The following is a 20,823-nucleotide window of genomic DNA, read 5'->3' on the forward strand; positions in this document are numbered from 1 at the left end:
TTGTCGGATCATGGCTGCTTGGCTCCACTTTCCGATGCCCCCGGCCCCGGTGCCGGTCCTGTCTGCCCCTTCTGGTCGCCTTCGCTGCTCTTGCGCTTGGCGCGTAACTCGCCGTCCTTGCCCTGCCCGTCCTTCTGGCCTTCTTTGGCACCGTCCTGCCTCTGCGCGTCCGGTGCGCGCGAGCGCTTGCGCGGGGCGAGATCGGCCGACGGCGTCTGGTCGTCGCGGCCGACGATCACCTTGGAGCCGTCGGACAGATTGGCAAAGCCCGTGGTGACGACCCTGTCGCCCGCCGACAGGCCGCTGGCGATCACGGCATCATGCTCGTTCTGCTGGGTCACCGTCACGGGCTTGGCCGAGACGATGTTGCCCTCGCCGATGACGTAGCTGAAAGTGCCGATCGGGCCGCGCTGCACCGCCGAGGTCGGCACCACCAGCGCCTGCGTCAAGGTCTCGACCTTGAGGCGGACGTTGACGAACTGGCCCGGCCAGAGCTGGTAATTGGCATTGGGAAATTCGGCCTTGAGCCTGAGCGTGCCGGTGGTCTGGTCGACCTGGTTGTCGATGCCGGTAAGCTTGCCGGTATCGATCACCGTAATGCCGTCATTGCCGAACACGTCGACCGCGAGCGTACCCTTCGCCGCGGCCGCATTGACCCGCATGATCTGTTGCTGCGGCAGGCTGAACCACACCGCGATCGGCTGCAATTGCGTGATCACCACGAGGCCGGTGGTGTCGGAGGCATGAATGATGTTGCCCTGGTCGACCTGGCGCAGGCCGGCACGACCCGAGATCGGCGCCACGATCTTGGTGTAGCTCAGCGTCGCCGCAGCGTTGTCGATCGCGGCCTGATCGGCCTTGACCAGCGCCTCGGTCTGCGCGACCAGCGCGCGCTGGGTGTCGGCCTGCTGCTTGGAGCCGGCGTTGGAGGCGGCGAGCTGCTCGTAGCGTGTCAGGTCGATGCGCTGGTTTGCGAGCTGGGCCTGATCCTGCGCCTTCTTGGCGACCGCCTGGTCGTACTGCGCCTGATAGATGGCCGGATCGATCTCGCCGAGCACGTCGCCCTTCTTGACGTCCTGGCCCTCCGTGAAGTTGACCGCGATCAGCTTGCCGTCGACCTGCGAGCGCACGGTCACGGTGTTCAGCGCGCGGATCGCGCCGACGCCGTCGAGATAGACCGGCACGTCCTGGATGCGCGGGCTCGCTGCCAGCACCGGCACAGGCAGATCGGGACGCTGGTTGCGGTTGTTCGTCTGCTGCTGGTGCATGACGATCCAGCCGACATAGCCCAGACCGCCGAGGATCGCGAGCGTGATCAGGGTCATGACGAAGCCGCGGCCGCGCGATCTCGTCGCCGTCCCCGCTCCCGCGCCCTGCTTGGTGTCGGGCTTAAAGAGCATTGACCGGTTTCTCCATTCGCGGCTCCCAGCCGCCGCCGAGCGCCTGGTACAGGCTGACGATGGCCAGAAGCCGTGCGAGTTGGGCCTGCGACAGCGCGTCTTCCGCCTGGAACAGGGTCAGTTGGGTGTTGAGCACGGTGACGATGTCGGCGGTGCCGGCGCGCAATTGCTGCTCGGAGAGATCGAAAGCGCGACGCGAGGCGGCGACGACGTCGCGCTGCAATTGCAGCTTGATCGTCGTCTGCTTGATCGAGAACAGCGCATTGTCGACGTCGGCAAAGGCCTGGACGATGGTCTTGCGGTAGGTCTGCAGCAGCTCGTCCTGCCGCGCCTTGGCCAATTCGAAATTGCCGAGGATCTTGCCGCCGTCGAAGATCGGCTGCGTCGCGCTGCCGACGAGCTGGAAGAAGGCCGCATGCGGCTGGAACAGCGAGACCAGCGCCGCGCTCTGATAGCCGCCATTGCCGGTGAGCTGGATGGTCGGAAAGAACTGCGCACGGGCATTGCCGATGTTGGCGGTGGCCGAGGCGAGCTGCGCCTCCTGCCGGCGGATGTCCGGCCGCTGCGTCAGCAGCTCCGACGGCAGGCCGGGCGTCACGCGCGGGATCGCGATGCGATCCAGGGAGCCGCCGTGCACGCGCACGCTCTCCGGCGGGCGCGACACCAGCACGGCGAGCGCGTTGACGTTCTGATCGAGTGTCTGGCGCAGCGGCGGCACCAGGGCCTTCTGGTTCGCCAGCACGCTCTCCTGCTGGGCGACGTCGAGATCGGTGCCGGTGCCGGCCTTGCGGCGGTCCCTCACCGCATCGAGGATGCGCTGCGCGCTCGCGATGTTGCGCTGAGAGGTCCTGATGCGATCCTGCGAGGCCAGCACCTGGAAATAGGCGTTGGCGACGGCGGCGAGCGTGGTCAGCGCGACCGTGTCGCGATCGAAGCGGTTGGCGTTCGCCGTCTCCTCGGCCGTCTGCAGTGCATCGCGGTTCTGGCCCCAGAAGTCGAGCTGGTAGCTCGCGCTGAGCGAAGCCTGATAGTTGACGACCTCACGGCCGCCATTGGTGAGCCCCGAGGCCGAAGAGCCGGAGGTGCGCGAATAGGTCTCCTGGCCGGTGCCAGACAGACTCGGCAGCAACGCCGCGCCGGCCTGCCGCGCCTGGGCGTCAGCCTGGACGATACGCGCCACGGCGGCAGCGATGTCGAGATTGACGGTCTGCGCTTCCTCCATCAGCTGCGTCAGCTCCGCAGAGCGGAAACCGCGCCACCAATCCAGCGACGGCGGCGCATCGCCCTTGCCGGCATATTTGTAATGCGCGGGAACGTCGAGCGCGGGATCGGGGAGATCCTGGGTCAGCACGCAGGCCCCCGAGGCGGCGGCGAGACACAGCACCGCCATCCATCGGGCCGCGGGCCGCATCCTGAATGCAGAACCGAGAGATCGCCGCGAGGCGATCGCTGGAACTTGGTGTGTCACGTCCACCCCCCGCCGGGCAGATCAAGCCGCCGCAACGCCGCCGGATTAACCGATTCGCGGCGGGACAGTCGGGTGGCCTTGGACAACGCGTTCACAGCGGTGATGCTTTCTACGGAACCTGCGATGCATACTAGCCGGGCGCGGAACGGCGGGACAGTGCCGCAGTTGCGAGATGCCCGGGCCAATGCGCTGGGCGCGCGCTGAAGAAAATACGAAAAGTACCTGTCTCGCAGTAACTTCTTTTACTGAGAAACATTGGGAAACGTAAGCAAGCTTACCAAGATTTCATGTGATATCGCGGCCACACCCTTAGCTTCGCTCTTCATTTGGACCGCCCAACGCGCCTTCAGCTCAGTCCCATCCTCTGCGCGGCGCGCAACACCGTCAATCTTGCCGAAAACGAAGCCGTCCAACGCGCCGATATTCTCCTGGGCTGTCACCGCAGTCCACGCGTCCTGTCGCAGCCCGTCTCGCCAGTGGCAAGAATTGGTCGCGACAGCGCTCATCGGGAGCGCAATCGTTTCTTGCCCTGGCCGGGGTTCGGCTGTTTCCTCCTACTCATATCCCGCCTCATGGCCCCGCGCATCAGCGCCGGTCTCTTCTCGGGCATATCACTGTTTCCGTGGGCGTTTCGCTCGGGTTCGCCGCAGCGCAAAAGCCTTCCCCTTTGGCCTGCCAAGCACTAGGTTCGGGCCAAAGCCGATCAACCCCTTGGTAGTGATTTCCCCTGACATGACCATTCGCAACGACGTTGTCGAAGCCATCGGCAACACCCCCCTCATCAAGCTCAAGCGGGCTTCGGAATTGACCGGCTGCACCATCCTGGGCAAGGCCGAGTTCATGAATCCCGGTCAGTCGGTGAAGGACCGCGCCGGCAAATGGATGATCCTGGAGGCCGAGAAGCGCGGCGAGCTGAAGCCCGGCGGGCTCGTGGTGGAAGCGACCGCCGGCAACACGGGCATCGGCCTTGCCGTCGTTGCGAGCGCGCGTGGCTACCGCACCCTGATCGTGATTCCGGAGACGCAGAGCCAGGAGAAGAAGGACTTCCTGAAGCTATGCGGTGCCGAGCTGATCGAGGTGCCGGCCCTTCCCTACGCCAACCCCAACAACTACCAACATGTCGGCCGGCGGCTCGCCGACGAGCTGCGCAAGACCGAGCCCAATGGCGTGCTGTTCGCCGACCAGTGGAACAACCTCGACAACGCCAAGGCACATTACGAATCCACGGGGCCCGAGATCTGGGAGCAGACCGGCGGCAAGGTCGACGGCTTCGTCTGCTCGGTCGGCAGCGGCGGCACGCTGGCCGGCGTCAGCCGCTATCTGAAGGAGAAGAACAAGGACATCCGCATCGCTTGCGCCGATCCGCACGGCGCCGGCATGTACGAATATTTCAGGACCGGGGATTCCAAGGCGACGCCCGGCGGCTCGATCACCGAGGGCATCGGCCTCAACCGCGCCACGGCGATCGTCGAGACCGCCAAGGTCGACGAGGCCTATCTCATTCCCGACACTGACGCCGTCAGCGCGATCTACGAGCTGCTCCAGCACGAAGGTCTGTGCCTCGGCGGCTCGACGGGCATCAATGTCGTCGGCGCGATGCGACTTGCGAAGCAGCTCGGGCCCGGCAAGACGATCGTCACCGTGCTGTGCGATTCCGGCAGCCGCTATCTGTCGAAGCTGTTCAACGCGGACTTCATGCGCGCCAAGAACCTGCCGGTGCCGGAATGGCTGGAGAAGCGCAGCAACATCAAGCCGCCGTTCGTGTGATCGTTACGCGCGTCCTCGGGCCGAGGGCGCACGTCCACAAGCACTGCGCAGTTCGGCTCTAAGCGATCTCCCCGCTTTCCAAGGCTGCGGCGCAATAGTCGCGCCAGAACTTGCGGTAGCCCTCCTCGACCCTGCGGGTGTAGGTTTCGACATTGCCCGCGGCTGAAGCTGCGATCCGGGCCGGCAATTCCGCGCGCAACTTTGCCAGAAGCGCGGGCTGGGCAGCAAATTGGCATGCAATCGCGGCGTAGCCCGCGTCATCCTCGGCCACCCAGTCATCGAGACCGACGGCCGCCACGATGGATCCGCCGGCGCGCGACGATGCGCCGTGGCCGAGCTTGGCGACGACCGGAACGCCCGCATAGAGGGATTCCCAGGTGCTGACGCCACCGTTCTGCGGAAATGGATCGAGCGAAATATCGACCAAGGCGAAGGCTCGCAGATGATCGGCGCGCTCGGACGAGCCGAGGCAAGTGATCCTCTCTTCGGCAATCCCGTGAGCGACAAACCGCGCGAGGAGACCGTCGCGCACCAGGGCATCGTCGAGCAGCGTATGCTTGATGATGATCTTCGATCCGGCCACCTCCCGCATCACGTTCGACCAGACGCGGATGGCCTCGTCCGAAATCTTGTTGACGCGGTTGAACACGCCGAAGGTGACGTAGCCGTTGCGGAGCATGGGAAGCTCCGACGGCGGCACATCCAGGATGGGATCGATCGTGATCAGGCACGGCAGGTCATAGACCTTTTCGGTCAGCAGATGCCGTGCCGATTGCGGAATGAAGACGGGGTCCGCGAGCACGTAGTCCATCGTCCGAAGGCCCGTACCGGTCGCGTGTCCGAAGCCCGTGACCTGGATGGGCGCCGGCTTGCGGGCGAAGACCTGGAGCCTGTTGCCCGACGAATGCCCGGAGACGTCGATCAGGATATCGACCTTGTCGGCCTCGATACGATCGGCCAATTCGTCGTCGAACATCTGCCAGGCATCGACCCAGACGTCCGCCGCCGACCTGAATTCGGCCGTGATCGCATCTTTCGTCGGCGAACACGAATAACAGACGACCTCGAAGCTCGCATGATCATGGTGGCGCAGCACCGGCAGCAGGCCGAACGCCGCCGAGTGATACCAGAATTCGGCAGAAACATAGCCGATCACGATCCGCCTGTCGGGATCGAGCTGCCGAGAGGCGAGCGTCCTTTGCGGCACGCGGGCGCCGATCGCTTCGCCCCAGGACCTTCGTGTCGCCTGCTGGATCGTGAAATCTGCGTCGGGAAGAAAGTCCAGAAAGTAGATCTTCCGCGCCATCAAGTCTGGATCCGGCGAGATCGCCAGCGCCGCGTCGAGATGTTCGATCGCGGAGGCGATTTCTCCCTGATTTGCAAGGCAGGAGCTCAGCAAGGCCAATGCGATCGTGGAACGTGGATTTTGCTCGAGCAAAGTCGTGCAGGCCAGGATCGCCTGTGCGGTATTCCCCAGGCTGAGCGAGACCTCCGCCTTTCCCCGCAAGGCAAGTTCGAACCGCGGCGAAAGTGCAAGTGCCGCATCGAAGTCCGCGGCAGCCTGTTCCAGCCGCGACAGTGCCGAGTTGAGGCGTCCGCGCTGCGCCAGAATCTTCGCAGAATCGGGCTTGATCGCGAACGCCGCCGCGAGCGCAGCTTCCGCCTCATCGTAGCGCTTGAGCTCGATGCTGACCATGCCCTTGCCGATGAGCGCTTCGACGTGGCGCGGCTGAAACAACAGCGCGCGATCAAAGCTCTCCCTGGCGCGGTCAAAACGGTACAGTGCCAGCTCCGCCACGCCACGATTGCAAAGCGCGTCGGCGTAGTCGGGCTTCAGCTTGATGGCGCGATCGTAGATATCGATAGCCTGTCCCGGCAGGTTCATCTGGAGCAAGGTGTTGCCGAGGCCGACAAGGGCCGGCGTAAAATTCGGCTTCAGCGCGATCGCCCTCTCCTGACAGGCGCGGGCCGCCTCCAATTTCTGAAGGACGACGTAGACGGTCGCGAGATTGCTCTGCGCCTCGTGCGAACGCGGATCGATCGCGATCGCACGCTCGAGCAGCTGTTGCGCCTCCTCCAGGCGTCCGCCCTGCTGCACACTCAGCCCGAGCAGGTGCGTGGCGTCGAAATGATCCGGAACGGCTTGCACGATCTGGCGGCAGAGCACCTCGCACTCCGCATACCTGCCCTGGCCATAGGCGTTCGCCGCGGCGGGAATGATGGCGTCGGCCTGCTTCTTCAATTTCTTCTGCAATCGCGCATTCTGGAATGCGCGCGCGCCGGCGCTGCTCTGCAAGGTGTCTCTCCGGAAGATGGCCCAGGGCCGAGTCTAACTGATTCGCGTCCCGGCCCGGCCGAACTGCCGGACCAGAAATCCGTCCGGGAGATCCCGGGGTTCGCCTGCAGGATGCGGCTCAGGAGCCGCCAGGTGCGTCCGCCTCGCTGACCGCGGCGTCGCCGCGCTCGCCGGCAGCGGCACAATAGTCGCGCCAGAACTTGCGGTACCCCGCTTCGAGCTCACGCGTGTAGATCTCGACATTGCCGGCGGGCGAGGCTGCGATCTGGGCCGGCAAGCCCGCGCGCAACTTCGCCAGATATTCGGGCTGCGAGGCAAACTTGCGGGCGATCTCGACATAGCCGTCGTCGTCCTCCGCGACCCATTCGCCGAGGCCGACGGCCGCCACGATGGAGGCGCCGGCACGCGAGGAGGCCCCAATGCCGAGCTTGGCCACGACCGGGACGCCCTTGTAGAGGGACTCCCAGGTGCTGATGCCGCCATTCTGCGGGAACGTGTCGAGGGAGATATCGATCTTGTCGAAGGCCATCAGGTGATCGTCGCGCGAGGTGGTGCCGAGGCAGGTGATGTCCTCCTCCGCAATGCCCTGCGCAATGAAGCGTGCGACCAGGCTATCGCGCAGCAGAGTATCGTCGAGCAGCCCGTGCTTGAGGATGATCTTCGATCCCGGCACCTCGCGCATGATGCGCGACCACACACGGATCGCATCATCCGAGATCTTGTAGATGCGGTTGAACACGCCGAAGGTGACGTAGCCGTTGCGGAGCATCGGCAGCTCGGAAGGCTGCAGATTGGTGACCGGCTCCATCGTGATCAGGCACGGCAGATCGTGGATCTTCTCGGGAAACAGGTGCCGGGCCGAGGGCGGAATGAAGATGGGATCGGCGAGCACATAATCCATGGTCTGCATGCCTGTGCCCGTCGCGTGTCCGAAGCCGGTGGCCTGGATCGGGGCCGGCTTCCGCGCGAAAACCTGCAGCCTGTTGCCGGTCGTGTGGCCGGACACGTCGATCAGGATGTCGACATTATCGGCCTGAATGCGATCGGCGAGCTCGTCGTCAGAAAGCCCCCAGGCATCCACCCAGACGTCCGCCAATGATTTGAACATGGCGGTGTACTCGTCCGCGCCCGGCCAGGAATAGTAGCAGACGATCTCGAACTTGGTGTGATCGTGGTTGCGCAGCACCGGCAGCAAGGTGAGGCCCGCCGAGTGCTGCCGGAATTCGGCCGCGACATAGCCGACCACGATCCGCTTGTCCGGATCGAGCGGCCGCTTTGGCAGCGTCCTTTGCGGCATCTTCGAGCCGATCGCGTCCCACCAGGACTTCCGTACAGCCTGCTGGACCGAGAAATCGGCCTCCGCGAGGTAGTCCAGCAAGAAGATCTTGCCCCTGATCGCATCTCCGTATTCCGGCCGGAGAGCAAGCGCGCGATCGAGATAGTGGATCGCAGCGTCCATGTCTCCCTGGTTCGAATAAGCGAAGCCCATCAGGGCCTGCCCCATCTCGGAGCGCGGATTTTGCTCGATCAACGCCGCTGCGGCCGCCATCGCCTGCGCGGTCTTTCCCATCACGAGGCAGGCTTGTGCCTTGCCGCGCAGCGCCAGTTCGAGCTTGGGCGAGATCGCAAGCGCCGCTTCGAAATCCGCAAGCGCGGGCTCCAGGCGCTGCAGCTCGTAGCTGAGCCGCCCGCGCTGGGCTAGGATCCTCGGCGCGCCGGGCTTGATCGCGAGCGCCGTGGCAAACTTGGCTGCCGCCTCCTCGTGATGCCGCAGCTCCATGCTGACCATGCCGCTGCCGACGATGGCCTCGGCGTGACGCGGCTGAAACAGCAAAGCGCGATCGAAGCTCTCCTTGGCACGCATGATCTGCCCAAGCACGATCTCGACCATGCCGCGATTGCAGAACGCATCGGCATAATCCGGTTTGATCTTGATCGCGCGCTCGTGCAGCTCGAGCGCCTGTACGTACTGCCCCAGATGCATCAGCGTGTTGCCGAGATTGGTCAGCGCCACCGCGAAATTCGGCTTCAGCGCGATCGCCCTCTCCTGGCACCGCCGCGCCTCCTCGTAATTGCCGAGGTCGAAATGCACGGTCGCGAGGTTGTTATGGGCATCGTGCAGGCGCGGATCGAGCGCAATCACGCGCTCCAGCAGTTCTCTCGCCTCCTCGAGGCGCCGGCCGTCATGGGCGCACATGCCGAGCAGGTGAAGGGCATCGACATGATCCGGAAGGGCTTTCAGGATCTCGCGGCACAGCGCCTCGGTCTCGGCATATCGGCCCTGGCCATAGGCGTTCGCCGCGGCGGCAATCACGGCGTCGGCCTGCTTCATCAATTTCTTCTGCAATCGCGCATTCTGGAACGCGCGCGCGCCGCCGCCGCTCTTCTGCAAGGTGTCTCTCCGGAGGATGCCCTGGGCAGAGTCTAACTGATTCGCGAGCCTGGCCGGCCGGTCACCCGAGCTCCATCGCCTCCGGGATTTCACGGGGCCCGGCGCAAGATCTTGCTACACCAGCTCCGAGGCGGCGGCACAATGATCGCGCCAGAACCGGCGATAGGCCGCCTCGACCTCACGCGTGTAAAGTCCGACGTCGCCGGCGGGCGAGGCAGCGATCCGAGCCGGCAGGTCCGCCCGCAACTTTGCCAGATGGGCCGGCTGCGCCGCATATTTGCACGCGATCGCGGCATAGCCCTCGTCATCCTCGGCCACCCAGTCATCGAGGCCGACGGCCGCGACGATGGAGCCGCCGGCGCGCGAGGAGGCGCCGCTGCCGAGCTTGGCGACCACCGGAACGCCCGCATAGAGGGATTCCCAGGTGCTGATGCCGCCATTCTGCGGGAACGTATCGAGGGAAATGTCGACCATCGCAAAGGCCCGCAGATGCTCGGGGCGCGAGGTCGAGCCCATGCAGATGACGTTCTCTTCGGCGATGCCCTGCGCCGTGAACCGCGCGATCAGCCGATCGCGCAGCAATGGATCGTCAAGCAGCCCGTTCTTGACGATGATCTTCGATCCCCTCACCGCATGCATGACTTTCGCCCACACCCGGATGGCCTCGTCCGAAATCTTGAAGATGCGGTTGAACACGCCAAAAGTGACGTAGCCGTTGCGGAGCATGGGAGGCTCCGAAGGCGGCACGTGCAGGATCGGATCGATCGTGATCAGGCACGGCAGGTCATGGACCTTCTCGGCCAGGAGGTGGCGCACCGATTGCGGAATGAAGATCGGGTCCGCGAGCACGTAGTCCATGGTTCGAAGGCCTGTCCCCGTAGCGTGCCCGAAGCCCGTGACCTGGATCGGCGCCGGCTTGCGGGCAAAGACATGAAGCCTGCTGCCGGTCGTGTGCCCGGACACGTCGATCAGAATGTCGATCCCATCGGCCTGGATGCGGTCGGCCAGCTCGTCATCGGACAATTGTGCGGCGTCGACAAAGACATCCGCGAGAGGCTTGAACCTCTCCGTCATGTCGTCCTGCATGGGCCAGCAGGAATAGCAGACGATCTTGAACCTGGCGTGATCATGATGGCGCAGCACCGGCAACAGCGAGTACGCCGCCGAGTGGTTCCTGAATTCGGACGCGACGTATCCGATCACGATCCGCCGGTCCGGATCGAGCGACCGGGGCGCCAGCGTCCTTTGCGGAAGCTTGGCACCGATCGCATCCCACCAGTATCTTCGCGCGGCCTGCTGCGCGACGAAATCGGCCTCCGGCAGGTAGTCCAACACGAAGATCTTGTATCCGATCGCCTCCGGGAAGTCCGGTGCGATCTCGAGCGCAGCGTCGAGGTGTGCGAGCGCCGTCCCGATGTCTCCCTGGTTCACGTGGCAGGCCGCCAGAAGCGCCAACCCCATCTCGGATCGCGGATTGACCTCGAGCAGTGTCTTGACGCCCGCCATCGCCCGCGCGGTGTTTCCCGCGAGAATGTCGATCTGCGCCCGCCAGCACAGCGCTAGCTCAAGCCGTGGCGATTGCGCCAGCGCCGCGTCGAGATCCGCGGCCGCCTGCTCCAGCCGGGACAGACTGAGGTTGAGCCGTCCACGCTGCAGCAGAATCCGCGGCGACCCCGGCTTGATCGCGAGCGCTGCGTCGAAGGCGGCAGCCGCCACCGCGAAGTGCCGGAGCTCGAGGCTGACCATGCCCCCGCCCGCGATCGCCTCGGCGTGAGATGGCTGAAACGACAGGGCGCGTTCGAAGCTCGCCTTGGCGCGCGCGAACTGGCCGGTCATCAATTCCGCCATGCCGCGGTTGCAGAACGCATCGGCATAATCCGGCTTCAGCCTGATCGCCCGCTCGTGCAGCCCGATCGCCTCATCACCAAGGCCGATGTGCAGCAACGTATTGCCGAGATTGGTCAGGGTGATCGGACAATTCGGCTTCAGCGCGATGGCCTTCTCTTGGCATGCGCGGGCCCCGTTGAATTTCTCCAGCGCGAAATAGACGGCCCCGAGATTGCCGTGCGCGTCGGGCGAGCGCGGATCGAGCGCAATCGCACGCTCGAGCAGGAATTCCGCTTCCTCGAGCCGCCCGCCGTCGAACGCGCGCAGGCCGAGCAGGTGCGTGGCATGGAAATGATCGGGCACTTCCTTCAAGATCTCGCGGCAGAGCATCTCGGCCTCGGCAAGCCTGCCCTGCCCGAGCGCCTCGATCGCGAAGGCCATGACGGCGTCCGCCTGCTTCTTCAGCTTCTTTTCCAGTCGCGCATTCTGGTATGCGCGCGCGCCGGCACTGCTCTGCAAGGTCTCTCTCCGGAGGATGGGTCCGAAGAGAGGCAAGCCGATTCGGATGGTGCCAGGCTTGCGGTCAGGCCGGCGAGGCCGCCGGCGCCGTGGCTCAGCGCAGTATCTGGCTCAGGAACAGCTTCGTGCGGGCGTGCTGCGGGGCGGCGAAGAACTCGTTCGGGGTGTTGGCCTCGATGATCTGCCCGGCGTCCATGAACACGACGCGATTGGCAACCTCGCGGGCAAAGCCCATCTCGTGGGTGACGACCAGCATGGTCATGCCTTCTTCAGCGAGGTCGACCATGGTGTCGAGCACCTCCTTGACCATCTCGGGGTCGAGCGCCGAAGTCGGCTCGTCGAACAGCATCACCTTCGGGTTCATGGTCAGGGCCCGGGCAATCGCGACACGCTGCTGCTGGCCGCCGGACATCTGGCCCGGAAACTTGTTGGCCTGGTGCGGGATCTTGACCCGCTCCAGGAACTTCATCGCAGTCGCCTCGGCGTCCTTCTTGGGGATGTTGCGGACCCAGATCGGCGCCAACGTGCAATTGTCGAGCACGGTCAGATGCGGGAACAGATTGAAGCTTTGGAACACCATGCCGACTTCACGGCGAACCGCATCGATATGCTTGAGGTTCGGCCCGAGCTCGATGCCGTCGACGACGATCTCGCCCTCCTGGAATTCCTCCAGCGCATTGATGCAGCGGATCAGCGTGGACTTGCCCGAGCCCGAGGGGCCGCAGATCACGATGCGCTCGCCCTTCTGCACCGCAAGGTCGACGTCGCGCAGGACGTGGAAATCGCCGTACCATTTGTTCAGGCCCGAAATCTTGACGATGGGGACGGACATGGTGGCCTCGATCAGTTGCGGCGGTGGGCGTTGAGGCGCCGCTCGACAAACAACGAATAGCGCGACATTCCAAAGCAGAACATGAAGTAGATGATCCCGGCGAAGGCGAAGCCGGTGAACGCCGTCGACGGCGTCGACCATTTCGGATCCGCGAACGAGGCGCGCAGCGAGCCGAGCAGATCGAACAGCGCCACGATCGAGACCAGCGAGGTGTCCTTGAACAGCGAGATGAAGCTGTTGACGAGGTTCGGAATGACGTGCCGCAGCGCCTGCGGCAGCACGATCAGCGAGGTCGTCTTCCACCAGGACAGCCCGAGGGCGGCGGCCGCCTCGCTTTGACCGCGCGGGATCGCCGCGAGCCCGCCGCGGACGTTCTCGGCCTGATAGGCACCGGTGAACAGCGCGATGCCGATCAGCGCACGCACCAGGCCATCGACGGTGAAATTTCCGGGCAGGAACAGGGGCAGCATGTAGGTTGCGAAGAACAGCACGGTGATCAGCGGCACGCCGCGCCAGAACTCGATGAAGGCGATCGAGAAGATCCGGATCAGGGGAATCGTCGAGCGGCGGCCGAGCGCGAGCGCAATGCCGATCGGCAGCGAGGTGACGATGCCGGTGACGGAGACCACCAGCGTCACCAGGAGGCCGCCCCACAGGTTCGTCGTCACGACCGGCAATCCGCCGTGGTCGAGATCCATCAGCTTGATCACGATGGCGATGGCAATGAAGGTGGCGATGCTCGATGCCAGAGCCCGCCCGCCGGTGCGAACACCGCCGCCGAGAACGAAGGCGATCAGGCAGACGATCGCGGCTGTGATGGCGAAATCCGTCCAGACCGACTGGCCCGTGCCCTGGATATAATCGCGCAGCCAGGTGAGCGGAAAGATCAGCCAATGGATCACCGTGCCGAGCAGGACGATGAGGCTGCCGACGGCCCAGAGCAGCGGGCCGACCGCAGAGGTCCTGCTCGAGGTGAGCAGCGCCTGTCCGGCACCGACGATGCTCTCGTCGAACAATTGCAGCAGGCCAGCCGTCCAGCTCAGCCCAAAGCCCTTGATGCCGCCGCCGTGCAGCAGGAAGAAGGCCACCACCGGAAAGGCGACGAAGAACAGGCCGGCATTCAGGCTCTTCGCCGGCAGCCGCGGAACGAGCAGCGGCAACAGCAGGACGGCTGCGAGCAACAGCGTCAGGTTCACCCGCCAGCGCTCGGCCTCGGGATAGAAGCCGTAGATCAGTTGCGGGAGCTTCGCCTGGATGTAGGGCCAGCAGGCGCCGACCGCGAAGCCGGCGTTCTCGGCGAGGCACGCGGCGCGGTCCTTGCCGCTCCAGACCGCATCGACCATCAGGAACTTGACGGAGGGAATGATGGTGAACCAGAGCAGCAAGGCGCCCAGGATCGTCAGCAGGATGTTGGTCGGCGAGTTGAACAGGCGCGTGCGCATCAGGCCGATGAAGCCCGTCGTCTTCACCGGCGCCGGACGCTCGGCGAGCAGGTCCTGGCGGACGAAGTTGGATGACATGACATCGCTCATGCGCCGAGGCTCCGGCTGACGCGCCAACCGTAGACGCTCATGATCGCGCTGGTGAGGAGCGAGATCAGGAGATAAACACCCATCGTCATGGCGATGATCTCGATCGCCTGCCCGGTCTGGCTCAGCGACGTGCCGGCGAACACCGACACCAGGTCAGGATAGCCGATCGCGACCGCCAGCGACGAGTTCTTGGTGAGATTGAGGTACTGGTTGGTCAGCGGCGGCACGATGACGCGCATGGCCTGCGGCACCACGATGAGGCGGAGCGTGGCGCCGCGGCTGAGGCCGAGCGAAGATCCCGCCTCCATCTGCCCCTTGTGAACGGACAGGATGCCGGCGCGCACGATCTCGGCGATGAAGGCGGCGGTATAGGTCGACAGCGCCACCGTCAGCGCCACGAATTCCGGGATGATGCGTGAGCCGCCGGCGAAGTTGAACCCCTTCAGCTGCGGCAGCTCGAAGGTGAAGGGCAGACCGAATACCAGCATCGTGGCCAGCGGAAGCCCGAACAGCAGGGACAGCACGTAGGGCCAGATGTGGATCACCTGCCCGCGCTGAAACAGCGCTCGCCTGGCGTAGAAGCGCAGCGCCAGCGAGGCGACGATGCCGAGCGCGAGCACCGCCAGGAACGGCTCGAGACCGCCCTGGCCGATCGGGCTCGGAATGACGAGGCCGCGATTGCTGATGAAGGCGACGCCGAGCAGGGAAATGCTCTGCCGCGGATTGGGCAAGGCCGCGAGCACCGCCAGATACCAGAACAGGATCTGGAACAGCAGCGGCAGGTTGCGGATGACCTCGACATAGATCTCGCCGACGCGCGACAGCAGCCAATTGGGCGACAGCCGGCACAGCGCGACGATGAAGCCGATCACCGTGGCGAAGAAGATGCCCACCACGGAGACCACGAGCGTGTTCAACAGCCCGACCACGAACACGCGCAGGAACGTGTCCGAGCCGGTATAGGAGATCAGGGTCTGGTTGACGTCGAAGCCGGCATTGTTCCTGAGGAAGCCGAAGCCGGCGGCGATGTGCTGGTTCTCGAGATTGGCCCGCGCATTGGAGACGATCTCGTAGCCGATCCAGCCCAGGATCGCCGCGAAGGCAAACTGGACGGCAACGCCGTTCCAGCCTGCCTTGCCGCCCAGAATGCGCCGGATCTTCAGCGCGATCTGGGGCGGCGGTTTTCGAGCCTCGGTGCTCATGCCGCTGCCGGCCGATCGGGGCTGATCAGCGGATCGGCGGCGCGTACTGAAGACCGCCCTTGTTCCAGAGATTGTTGACGCCGCGATTGATGCCGAGCGGCGAGCCGGCACCGACGTTGCGATCGAACACCTCGCCGTAATTGCCGACGGTCTTCACGATCCGCACCACCCAATCCTTGGTCAGGCCGAGCTGTTCGCCGAAATTGCCGTCGCTGCCCAGCACGCGCTTCAGCTCGGGATTTTCCAGCTTCGCCTTCTCGTCGACGTTCTTCGAGCTGACGCCGAGCTCTTCGGCGGTGAGCATCGCAAACAGCGTCCATTTCACGATGTCGAACCACTGGTCGTCGCCGTGGCGCACCATCGGGCCGAGCGGCTCCTTCGAGATGATCTCGGGCAGCACCATATGCTCGTTGGGATTGGCGAGCTTGAGGCGATTGGCGTACAGGCCCGACTGGTCGGTGGTGAAGACGTCGCAGCGGCCGGCTTCATAGGCCTTGACGGTTTCGTCGTTGGTGGCGAACGCGATCACCTCGTACTTCATGTTGTTGGCCTTGAAGTAGTCGGCGAGATTCTGCTCGGTGGTGGTGCCGGTCTGCACGCAGACCGACGCACTGTTGAGCTCGAGCGCCGAATTCACCTTCAGCGACTTCTTCACCATGAAGCCCTGCCCGTCGTAATAGGTCACTCCGGTGAAATTGGCGCCGAGCGAGGTGTCGCGCGAGATGGTCCAGGTGGTGTTGCGCGAGAGCACGTCGATCTCGCCGGATTGCAGCGCGGTGAAGCGGTCCTTGGCGGACAGCGGCACGAACTTGACCTTGGTCGGATCGTTGAAGATCGCGCCGGCAATGGCGCGGCAGACGTCGACGTCGATGCCGGTCCAGTTGCCCTTGTCGTCGGGCGACGAGAAGCCCGGCAGGCCCTGGCTGACGCCGCAGGATACCATGCCCCGGTCCTTGACGGTCTTGAGCGTTTGCGCATCGGCGGCTTGGGCGGTGAGGCCGGCGGCGAGAGCAAGGGTGAGAGCCAGGGTTACGCGTTTCATGGGCTTTGGGCCTTTCAAGGTCGTCTCAAGGTCAGGAATGTTGTCGTTAGGTTCGTCTCTGCCAGGCCAGGTCTTCTAACTGGCCTTGCAAGAGTCATGCTGGAAAACCCTGCCGAACACTCGCCGATCTCGGGAGGCCATACCTTCATCCCCGCCGCTGGCGCCCGCCATCTCGTTGGCTGTGACGCGAAGTCCGGTCAGGCAATGGATCGAAGGTCGCGGCAGGCCCCTCAACATGCGGCGACTGAATAGCACCTGCGCATCACAGAACGACTGGCGAGCCGGGTCAAGGGGTTGACGGGACTCTTCTGTGTTCTGTTATTAACGACCGCGGCCTTCCGGCCGGCCCAGGGGCGCGATGCGTCCGGTGGAAAACGCGGTTTTGAAAGCAGACGCATGGATTCTTCGCACCCCCAAGAGCAGCACGCCGAAACCCGGCTGGTCACCTCCGGCCGCGACACCAAGGCGCAGAAGGGGTTCGTCAATCCGCCGGTCTTCCACGGCTCGACCGTGCTCTATCCGACCGCCGAGGACCTGCACGCCCATCGCGGCGAGTTCACCTATGGCCGTCACGGTTCCCCGACCACCAAGGCGTTCCAGGAGACGCTGATGGCGCTGGAGGGTCCGCAATGCGCCGGCGTCGGCATCGTGCCGTCGGGGCTGTCGGCGATCTCCACCACCCTGCTCTCGGTGCTGAAGGCCGGCGACCACATCCTGGTGGTCGACAACGTCTATCGGCCCACGCGCAATTTCTGCAACGGCATGCTGACCCGCTACGGCGTCGAGACCACCTATTTCGATCCGCTGATCGGCGCCGGCATCGACAAGCTGTTCAAGCCCAACACCCGGGCCGTTCTGGTGGAGGCGCCGGGCTCGCAGTCGTTCGAGATGCCCGACATCCGCGTCATCGCCGACGTCGCGCATGGGCGCGGCGCGCTCGTCATCGACGACAACACCTGGGCGACGCCGCTCTATCACCGCTCGCTGGAACAGGGCGTCGACATCAGCATGCAGGCCGCCACCAAATATATCGGCGGCCATTCCGACATCATGTTCGGCACCATCTCGGCCAACGCCAAGGCCTGGCCGATGATCGCCGAAGGCATCCGCCTGCTCGGCGTCTGCGCCGGCCCCGACGACGTCTTCCTGGCGCTGCGCGGCCTGCGCACCCTGTCGGTGCGGCTCGCGCAACATCATCGCTCCGGGCTCGATATGGCGCGCTGGCTGGCGGCGAGGCCTGAGGTCGCGCGCGTGCTGCATCCCGGGCTTGAGACCGATCCCGGTCATGCGATCTGGAAGCGCGACTTCAGCGGCGCCTCGGGCCTGTTCAGCATCGTGCTGAAGCCGGCGCCGCAGAAGGCGGTCGACACCATGCTCAACACGCTCAAGCTGTTCGGCATGGGCTTCTCCTGGGGCGGATTCGAAAGCCTCGCGATTCCCTTTGATTGCGACGCCTATCGGACCGCGACCAAATGGGCGCCCGGCGGCCCGACGCTGCGTCTCCACATCGGGCTCGAGAGCACCGACGATCTCAAGGCCGATCTCGATCGCGGCTTCGCTGCCCTCAAAGCGGCAATGTGAGCCTGCGCGCAAGGCATCGCGCCTGCGGACGCGCCAATGCGCGCCGCGGGAACGTGCAGCCACGGCAAACGTTAACGCCGATGCGCCAACAAATGGTTTGATCCTCAAGCATTTGGCGCTAGCCTCATCAATCGACTTCCAATCCGGACACGGAGCATGGGAACGTTGGTTCTGCTCGATCTCATGGGCGGCGTTGCGCTGTTGCTGTGGGGCCTGCACATGGTCCACAGCGGGATCTTGCGCGCCTTCGGCCCCGACCTCAGGCGCCTGCTCGGCAAGGCGCTGAGCAACCGCGCCAGCGCCTTCGCGGCCGGGCTCTCGCTCACGGCGCTGCTCCAGAGCAGCACGGCGACGGCGCTGATCACCTCGTCGTTCGCGGCCGAGGGCCTCGTCGGTCTCGCCGCAGCGCTTGCCATCATGCTGGGAGCCAATGTCGGCACGACGCTGATCGTGCAGGTGCTGTCATTCAACATCGCAGCCGTCGCGCCGGTGCTGTTCGTGCTCGGCCTCGTCGCCTTCCGCTCGGGACCGCGCTCCCGGATCAAGGACATTGGCCGCGTCTGCATCGGCCTCGGCCTGATGCTGCTGTCGCTGCACATCCTGCTCGACACGATGGCGCCGGCGGAGAACGCACCCGGCATGCGCCTCGTGATGTCGGCCGTCACCGGCGATCCCGTGCTCTGCATCGTCATCGCCGCGCTCGTCACCTGGGCGGTACATTCGAGCGTCGCCAGCGTGCTTCTGATCATGTCGCTGGCCTATTCGCAGTTCATCACGCCGGAAGCGGCGCTGGCGCTGGTGCTGGGTGCCAATCTCGGCAGCGCCATCAATCCGGTGTTCGAAGGCGCCAGGCGCGACGATCCCGCGAGCTATCGCCTGCCGGTCGGCAATCTCGTCAACCGCGTGATCGGGATCGCGCTCGTGCTGCCCTTCCTCGGCGTCATCGCCGGGCACATGCATGCCTGGCAGCCGGATCTCGCGAAGATGACGGCGGCCTTCCACATCGCCTTCAACGTCGGCACGGCCGTCCTCTTCATCGGCCTGCTCGACACCTTGTCGCGCCTGCTCACGTGGCTGCTGCCCGATCGGGTGCAGGAGGCCGACCCGGCCCGGCCGCGCTATCTCGACGAGACCGCGCTGGAGACGCCCTCGCTTGCGCTCGCCGACGCCGCCCGCGAGACCTTGCGCATGGGCGACTTCGTCGAGGTGATGCTGCGCAAGGTGATGGCCGCGATGATGACCGGCGACCGTGCGCTGGTCGACCAGGTCTCCAAGATGGACAATCTCGTCGACGGTCTGGACGAGGCCATCAAGCTCTACGTGACGAAATTGATGCGCGGCAGCCTCGACGAGAGCGAAGGGCGGCGCGCGATGGAGATCATCTCCTTCGCCATCAACCTCGAGCATATCGGCGACATCATCGACAAGAGCCTGAGCGAGCTCGCCACCAAGAAGATCAAGCGCCGCTTCCAGTTCTCGGCCGAGGGGGCCGAGGAGCTCGCCGCCTTCCACAAGCGCACGATGGATTCGCTGCGCATCGCCTTCGGCGTCTTCATGTCGGGCGACGCCAACGAGGCGCGCAAGCTGCTGGTTGAAAAGACCATGCTGAAGAACGCCGAGCTTGCCGCCGTCGAGCGTCATCTCGACCGCCTGCGCGAGGGCCGCTCCGAGACCATCGAAACGACCTCGCTGCATCTCGACGTGCTGCGCGACCTCAGGCGCATCCATTCGCATATCTGCTCGGTCGCGTATCCCGTGCTCGATGCCGCCGGCGAGCCCTACCGCAGAACCGAGACGGAGACGGCCACCCTGCCCGCCTCAGGCGCGGCGTCGGCGCTGCCGCGATAAACACGTCGTATCAGCGGTCCAGCGTCTTCGAGGCGGTGCCGCGGTTCTTCCAGATCAGCATGATGTTGCGGATATAGATGATCGTCGCCAGCGACTGTCCGAGGATGATCACGGGCTCGCGCTTCACGACGCCATAGACCAGCGTCATCAGCCCGCCGCCCATCGAGCAGAACCAGAACGCCATCGGCACCACGCTGTTGCCGGCGCGCTCGCTCGCGATCCACTGCACCAGGAAGCGCGCGGTGAAGAACAATTGCGCGACGAGGCCGAACGCCAGCCAGAAATCGAACTTGGCGACGAAGACGTCATAGAGATAATTGCTCAGCGCCTGACCGTATTGAATGATCATGCGTTCACCTCGGTCACTTCTGGCGTCGGCTTCTTGCGGCGGATCAGCCACCACACGCCTGCGAGATCCATGATGCCGATCCACAGCCGATCGAAGAAGCCATAGTTGGACACGCCGGAATGGCGCGGCCGGTCGATCACGTCGACATAGGCGATGTCGTAGCCTTCGCGGCGGACCAACGCGGGGAGGAAGCGATGCAGCCCGTCGAAATAGGGCAGCATCAGGAAGACGTCGCGGCGAAACGCCTTCAGCCCGCAGCCGGTGTCGCGCGTGCCGTCCTTCAGGATGGCATTGCGAACCCCATTGGCCACGCGCGACTGGAATTTCTTGAAACCGGTGTCCTTGCGCCCGACGCGCTGGCCGGCAGCGAGCCCGACGCGCCCTGCTCCCTTCTCGACCGCCGCGATCAGGTCGGGCAGGAAGGCCGGATTGTTCTGGCCGTCGCCGTCGAGCGTCGCCACGATCTCTCCGCGCGCCGCGCGCACGCCGCTGCGCACGGCCGCGGACTGGCCGCCCGATCTTGCATGGCGAAGCTGACGCAGATTGCTCCGTTGTTTCATGATGGCGGCAAGCCGCTCGCCGGTGGCGTCGGTGGAGCCATCGTTGACGTAGATGATCTCATAGGGCCAGCGGCCATCGAGCGCCGCGCCGATCTCCGCGATCAGTGGCGCGATGTTGTCGGCTTCGTTGCGCACGGGAACGACGATGGAAACCGATGGCTGGGACGTCGACAAATCGAGGCTCGTGGTTGGAATTGACCTGCCCAAG

At 64.9% G+C, this 20,823-nt stretch carries 14 protein-coding genes; 3 read left to right on the plus strand and 11 right to left on the minus strand.

Translation table 11 applies throughout. The features are described 5' to 3' along the window. Positions 1-8: 8 nt before the first annotated feature. Together ACNJYD_RS19635 and ACNJYD_RS19640 are read right to left on the minus strand one after the other, a co-directional pair. Positions 9-1,400 (minus strand): efflux RND transporter periplasmic adaptor subunit, encoded by a 1,392-nt coding sequence (locus ACNJYD_RS19635; RefSeq protein ID WP_439363049.1) that lies wholly within the window; start codon positions 1,398-1,400, stop codon positions 9-11. Beyond that, a complete protein-coding gene (locus ACNJYD_RS19640) occupies positions 1,390-2,811 on the minus strand; it encodes an efflux transporter outer membrane subunit (RefSeq protein WP_439363050.1) in 1,422 nt (473 codons plus the stop codon). The genes ACNJYD_RS19635 and ACNJYD_RS19640 overlap by 11 nt, the downstream gene beginning before the upstream one ends. A gap of 789 nt (positions 2,812-3,600) precedes the next feature. Here ACNJYD_RS19640 and ACNJYD_RS19645 point away from each other — a divergent pair. Further along, complete coding sequence (locus tag ACNJYD_RS19645; RefSeq protein ID WP_439363051.1) at positions 3,601-4,635, plus strand: cysteine synthase A; 1,035 nt, start codon at positions 3,601-3,603, stop codon at positions 4,633-4,635. A 58-nt stretch (positions 4,636-4,693) separates the two neighbouring features. Here ACNJYD_RS19645 and ACNJYD_RS19650 read toward each other — a convergent pair whose 3' ends face one another. The 7 genes from ACNJYD_RS19650 to ACNJYD_RS19680 form a co-directional block, all read right to left on the minus strand. Beyond that, a complete protein-coding gene (locus ACNJYD_RS19650; RefSeq protein ID WP_439363052.1) occupies positions 4,694-6,931 on the minus strand; it encodes an O-linked N-acetylglucosamine transferase family protein in 2,238 nt (745 codons plus the stop codon). Positions 6,932-7,049: 118 nt separating this feature from the next. Further along, positions 7,050-9,323 carry an O-linked N-acetylglucosamine transferase family protein gene (locus ACNJYD_RS19655; RefSeq protein ID WP_439363053.1) on the minus strand — a complete coding sequence of 758 codons (2,274 nt, stop codon included), beginning with the start codon at positions 9,321-9,323 and terminating at the stop codon, positions 7,050-7,052. 114 nt (positions 9,324-9,437) lie between these two features. Beyond that, positions 9,438-11,669, minus strand: coding sequence for an O-linked N-acetylglucosamine transferase family protein (locus tag ACNJYD_RS19660; protein WP_439363054.1), 2,232 nt, complete (start codon positions 11,667-11,669; stop codon positions 9,438-9,440). A 94-nt stretch (positions 11,670-11,763) separates the two neighbouring features. After that, positions 11,764-12,501, minus strand: coding sequence for an amino acid ABC transporter ATP-binding protein (locus ACNJYD_RS19665; RefSeq protein ID WP_439363055.1), 738 nt, complete (start codon positions 12,499-12,501; stop codon positions 11,764-11,766). An 11-nt stretch (positions 12,502-12,512) separates the two neighbouring features. Continuing rightward, positions 12,513-14,033 carry an amino acid ABC transporter permease gene (locus tag ACNJYD_RS19670; RefSeq protein ID WP_212257034.1) on the minus strand — a complete coding sequence of 507 codons (1,521 nt, stop codon included), beginning with the start codon at positions 14,031-14,033 and terminating at the stop codon, positions 12,513-12,515. Continuing rightward, entirely contained in the window at positions 14,030-15,235 is a 1,206-nt protein-coding gene (locus ACNJYD_RS19675) for an amino acid ABC transporter permease (RefSeq protein WP_439363056.1), read from the minus strand. The genes ACNJYD_RS19670 and ACNJYD_RS19675 overlap by 4 nt, the downstream gene beginning before the upstream one ends. 25 nt (positions 15,236-15,260) lie before the next feature. Next, the gene (locus ACNJYD_RS19680) at positions 15,261-16,277 is read right to left on the minus strand and encodes an amino acid ABC transporter substrate-binding protein (RefSeq protein ID WP_172789105.1); all 1,017 of its coding nucleotides are present in this window, start codon (positions 16,275-16,277) and stop codon (positions 15,261-15,263) included. Positions 16,278-16,673: 396 nt separating this feature from the next. Here ACNJYD_RS19680 and metC point away from each other — a divergent pair, with 396 nt between their 5' ends. Beyond that, a complete protein-coding gene (gene metC / locus ACNJYD_RS19685; protein ID WP_439363057.1) occupies positions 16,674-17,858 on the plus strand; it encodes a cystathionine beta-lyase in 1,185 nt (394 codons plus the stop codon). 156 nt (positions 17,859-18,014) lie between these two features. Next, entirely contained in the window at positions 18,015-19,706 is a 1,692-nt protein-coding gene (locus ACNJYD_RS19690; RefSeq protein WP_439363058.1) for a Na/Pi cotransporter family protein, read from the plus strand. Between the two features lie 10 nt (positions 19,707-19,716). Here the strand turns inward: ACNJYD_RS19690 and ACNJYD_RS19695 are convergent, their stop codons facing one another. Then, positions 19,717-20,055, minus strand: coding sequence for a lipid-A-disaccharide synthase N-terminal domain-containing protein (locus ACNJYD_RS19695; protein ID WP_025036223.1), 339 nt, complete (start codon positions 20,053-20,055; stop codon positions 19,717-19,719). Next, positions 20,052-20,789, minus strand: a complete 738-nt coding sequence (locus ACNJYD_RS19700) for a glycosyltransferase family 2 protein (protein ID WP_212257030.1) — start codon at positions 20,787-20,789, stop codon at positions 20,052-20,054. The genes ACNJYD_RS19695 and ACNJYD_RS19700 overlap by 4 nt, the downstream gene beginning before the upstream one ends. Between the last annotated feature and the right edge of the window lie 34 nt (positions 20,790-20,823).

The sequence above is a fragment of the Bradyrhizobium sp. SPXBL-02 genome (assembly GCF_051853065.1).
GTDB lineage: Bacteria > Pseudomonadota > Alphaproteobacteria > Rhizobiales > Xanthobacteraceae > Bradyrhizobium.